The 5,174-nt window shown below is 63.0% G+C and carries 2 protein-coding genes; both read left to right on the top strand.

Annotation, left to right across the window (positions count from 1 at the left end; all coding sequences use genetic code 11):
- Nucleotides 1-297: 297 nt before the first annotated feature.
- Entirely contained in the window at nt 298-2,310 is a 2,013-nt protein-coding gene (locus EN932_RS28585; RefSeq protein WP_127369454.1) for an acetyl/propionyl/methylcrotonyl-CoA carboxylase subunit alpha, read from the top strand.
- A 107-nt stretch (nt 2,311-2,417) separates the two neighbouring features.
- On the top strand, nt 2,418-5,174 hold a 2,757-nt coding region (gene dnaE, locus EN932_RS28590; protein WP_128369247.1), incomplete at its 3' end, for a DNA polymerase III subunit alpha.

Raw genomic sequence — 5,174 nt, forward strand, 5'->3', positions numbered from 1 at the left:
ATCTCGACCAGCACTTCGCCCTCGCGCGGGCCCTCGAGGTCGACCTCCATGATCTCCAGCGGCTTTCCGGCGGCGACAGCGACAGCGGCGCGGGTTTTCATCAGGCGTCCTCCAATGCGAATTTTTCCAAGGTTTCAGGTTTTGCCGACACGATCAACTGGCAGCTGGCTCCCCGACTGGGCCACAGCGATGAATTGGAATCGCAAGTCGATTGAAAGGCAGTGAATTGCATGGTCGGCTTGACCCTGCAAGCACAGGCCATAAAAGGAACGGCCGACCCGAGGGATGACATTTCGCATGTTCACCAAGATCCTGATCGCCAATCGCGGCGAAATTGCCTGCCGCGTCATCAAGACGGCGCGCAAGATGGGCATTGCCACGGTCGCGGTCTATTCCGATGCCGATCGCGACGCCGTGCATGTCGAGATGGCCGACGAGGCGGTGCATATCGGGCCTTCGCCAGCCGCGCTGAGCTATCTCGTCCCTGAAAAGATCATCGCCGCGTGCAAGGAGACGGGAGCCCAGGCCGTGCACCCCGGCTACGGATTCCTGTCCGAGCGGGCGGCCTTCTGTGAGGCGCTGGAAGCGGAAGGCATCATTTTCATCGGCCCGAAGCCCAAGGCGATCAAGGCGATGGGCGACAAGATCGAATCGAAGAAGTTCGCCAACGCCGCCAAGGTTTCCACCGTGCCCGGCTGGCTCGGCGTCATCGAGAATGCCGACCATGCCGAAAAGATCGCCGGCGAAATTGGCTATCCCGTGATGATCAAGGCTTCGGCCGGCGGCGGCGGCAAGGGCATGCGCATCGCCTGGAGCGAAGCCGAAGTGCGCGATGGCTTCGACCGCGCGCGCTCGGAAGCCAAGAGTTCGTTCGGCGACGATCGTCTCTTCATCGAGAAATTCGTCGTCGATCCGCGCCACATCGAAATCCAGGTGCTGGCCGACGCGCATGGCAACGCGCTCTATCTCGGCGAGCGCGAATGCTCGATCCAGCGACGCAACCAGAAGGTCGCCGAAGAGGCGCCGTCGCCATTCCTGGACGCAGCGACACGCAAGACCATGGGCGAGCAGTCTGTGGCGCTGGCCAAGGCCGTCGACTACCAGAGCGCCGGCACGGTCGAATTCATCGTCGACAAGGACAAGAACTTCTATTTCCTTGAAATGAATACACGATTGCAGGTCGAGCACCCGGTGACGGAGCTCATCACCGGCATCGATCTGGTCGAGCAGATGATCCGCGTCGCCGCCGGCGAAAAGCTTGGCCTGAAGCAAAGCGACATCGAGCTGAACGGCTGGGCGGTGGAAAGCCGGCTCTATGCCGAAGACCCTTACCGCAATTTCCTGCCTTCGATCGGCCGGCTGACGCGCTACCGGCCGCCGGAGGAAGGACAATTCGGCGATGTCGTCATCCGCAACGACACCGGCGTCACCGAAGGCTCCGAAATCTCGATGTTCTACGATCCGATGCTGGCCAAGCTGTGCACCTGGGCGCCGACGCGTCTGGAAGCCATCGATGCCATGTCGGAAGCGCTCGACAGCTTCGTCGTCGACGGAATCGAGCACAACATTCCGTTCCTGGCTGCCTTGATGCAGCATCAGCGTTGGCGGGAAGGGCGGATATCGACCGCTTTCATATCGGAGGAATATCCCGACGGTTTCGCGCCGGTCGTGCCGAACGACGACGAGAAAGCGGTGCTGGCGTCGATCGCGACCGCAGTGGAACTGCTGCGACGTGATCGGCTTGACCGGCTGGGCGGGCGCCTGGCGCCGCATTCGGGAGCGCTGAAGCGCGACTGGGTCGTGAAGATCGATGATGACTATCTGTCGGCGTCCATCATCGAGGGCATGATTTCCATTCCGATGGAAGTCGATCTGTCGATCGCGGGCGGCAAGGCGCTGACCGTTGCATCCGACTGGCGGCCGGGCGATCTGGTCTGGCGCGGTACGGTCGGCAAGCGCAAGGTTACGGCTCAGGTCAGGCCGGTCGCCAATGGCTTTCGCATCGCCTGGAAAGGCATGTCGGTGACCGCGCGCGCCATGCTGCCGCGCACCGCCGAACTGGAAAGGCTGATGCCCGAAAAGGTGGCGCCGGACACGTCGAAGCTGCTGCTTTGCCCGATGCCCGGCCTTGTCGTGTCGATTGCCGTTGCCGAAGGCCAGGAGGTCAAGGCAGGCGAGACATTGGCTGTGGTCGAAGCGATGAAGATGGAAAACGTGCTGCGTGCCGAACGCGACCTTGTCGTCTCCAAACTCAACGCCAAGCCGGGCGACAGCCTGGCTGTCGACGCCGTGATCATGGAGTTTGCTTAGGGCTAGCCGGGCAGGCAGCCTGTGATCAGCAGTGGTTTGTGCTGGACTGGCATGGCGCGGTCCCGGACAATACATCTCCATCGACTCAAGGACCTTCACGCAGCACCATGGCCGACGAAAAACTCCCCCGCGATCCCTTGAAGCGAGAAGCGGCGATTGCTGCGGCGCGGCCGGAGGCCCCGGCGCGGCCCTTCGTCCATTTGCGCGTGCATTCGGCCTATTCGCTGCTGGAAGGCGCCTTGCAGATCGGCAAGGTGGTGGCTCATGCGGTCAAGGACGAAGCCCCGGCCATCGCCGTTACCGACACCAACAACCTGTTCGGCGCGCTCGAATTCGCGCAGAAGGCGGTGAAGGACGGCATCCAGCCGATCATCGGCTGCCAGACGGCGCTCGCCTTTTCCGGCGAAAACAGCGATGGCCAGCGCGACCGCCGACGGCAAGGTCCCGATATGCGGCCGGTCGTCCTGCTTGCCGCGACCGAGGCGGGCTATTCCAATCTGGTCAGGCTGGTCAGCCGCGTCTACCTCGAAACGCCGCCGGGCGAAGCCGTGCACCTGACCACCGAAATGATGGAAGGCTATTGTGACGGGTTGATCTGCCTCAGCGGCGGACCGCGCGGACCGATCGGCACCGCGCTCAAGGAAGATCGCCGCGATCTGGCCGAAGCCCGGCTTTTGACCCTCAAGGAGATGTTCGGCGACCGGCTCTATGTCGAGCTTGACCGGGTTTCCGGTTATGATCGCGTGATCGAAAAATCCTCGATCGATCTGGCCTATGCCCATGAACTGCCGCTGGTCGCCACCAACGAGGCGTTCTTTTCCTCTCGCGACGACTATGATGCACATGACGCGCTGATTGCCATTGCCGAGGGATCGGTCGTTGCCGCTGACAACCGCCGCCGGCTGTCGCCCGACAATTTCCTGCGCAGCCAGGCCGATATGGCAAGGCTCTTTGCCGACCTGCCGGAGGCGATCGACAACACTGTCGAGATCGCGCTGCGCTGCTCCTATTACCCGAAGAACCGCAATCCGATCCTGCCGCGCTTCACCGGCGGCGATGTCGCAGACAATGACGCCGCCGTGCAGGCGGAAGCCGACGAACTGGCCCGCCAGGCCCATGAGGGGCTCGACGCGCGCCTTGCCATGCATGGCCCGACCGCGGGCTATACGGTCGAGCAATACCGCGAGCGGTTGAACTTCGAGCTTGGCATCATCACCAAGATGAAGTTTCCCGGCTACTTCCTGATCGTTGCCGACTTCATCAAATGGGCCAAGGCGCAAGGCATTCCGGTCGGGCCTGGCCGCGGTTCGGGCGCAGGCTCGCTGGTCGCCTATTCGACCACCATCACCGACATTGATCCGCTGCGCTTCTCGCTGCTGTTCGAGCGCTTTCTCAATCCCGACCGCGTGTCGATGCCCGACTTCGACATCGACTTCTGCCAGGATAGGCGCGAGGAGGTCATCCGCTACGTCCAGCAGAAATACGGCCGCGACCAGGTCGGCCAGATCATCACCTTCGGTACGCTGCAGGCGCGCGCCGTGCTGCGCGACGTCGGCCGCGTCCTGCAGATGCCCTATGGCCAGGTCGACAAGCTCTCCAAGATGGTGCCGCAGAACCCGGCCAATCCGGTCAAGCTCGCCGACGCCATCGCCAACGAGCCGCGCTTTGCCGAAGAGGCCGAGAGGGAGCCGATCGTCCAGACGCTGCTCGACATGGCGCAGAAGCTGGAAGGCCTCTACCGCCATGCCTCGACGCACGCCGCCGGCATCGTCATCGGCGACCGGCCGCTGTCGGAGCTGGTGCCGATGTACCGCGATCCGCGCTCGGACATGCCCGTCACCCAGTTCAACATGAAATATGTCGAGCAGGCCGGACTGGTGAAGTTCGACTTCCTCGGCCTGAAGACGCTGACCGTGCTGGAGACGGCGGTGAAGCTGATCCGCCGGCGCGGCATCGAGATCGACCTGGCAACCATCCCGCTCGACGATCCCGAGACCTACGCCATGCTGTCGCGCGGCGAAGTGGTCGGCGTGTTCCAGGTGGAAAGTGCCGGCATGCGCAAGGCGCTGATCGGCATGCGGCCCGACTGCATCGAGGACATCATCGCGCTGGTCGCACTGTATCGACCCGGCCCGATGGAAAACATCCCGACCTACAACGCCCGCAAGCATGGCGAGGAGGAGATGGCCTCGATCCATCCCAAGATCGACCATCTGGTGAAGGAGACGCAAGGCGTCATCGTCTACCAGGAACAGGTGATGCAGATCGCGCAGGAGCTGTCGGGCTACTCGCTCGGCGAAGCCGATCTGCTGCGCCGCGCCATGGGCAAGAAGATTCGCGCCGAGATGGACAAGCAGCGCGAGCGCTTCGTCTCCGGCGCGGTCGAGCGTGGCGTCGGCAAGCCGCAAGCCGACTTCATTTTCGACCTGCTGGCCAAGTTCGCCGACTATGGTTTCAACAAATCGCACGCCGCCGCCTATGCGGTGGTTTCATACCAGACCGCCTATCTCAAGGCGCATTATCCGGTCGAGTTCCTGGCGGCGTCGATGACGCTCGACATGGGCAACACCGACAAGCTCGCCGATTTCCGCCAGGACGCGCTGCGCCTCGGCATCGAGGTTCTCGCGCCGTCGGTGACATCGAGCTTTCGCCCCTTCGAGGTCGGCGAGAACCGCATCTACTATTCGCTGGCAGCGCTCAAGGGCGTCGGCGACGCGGCGGTCGAGCACATCGTTGCCCAGCGTGGCGAAAAGCCGTTCAAGAACCTCGCCGATTTCTGCGAGCGGGTCGATCCCAAGATCGTCGGCAAGCGCGTCTTCGAAAGCCTGATCATGGCCGGCGCGCTCGACTGCTTCGGCCACGAC

The sequence above is a fragment of the Mesorhizobium sp. M7A.F.Ca.US.002.01.1.1 genome, assembly GCF_004022955.1.
GTDB classification, from domain to species: domain Bacteria; phylum Pseudomonadota; class Alphaproteobacteria; order Rhizobiales; family Rhizobiaceae; genus Mesorhizobium; species Mesorhizobium ciceri.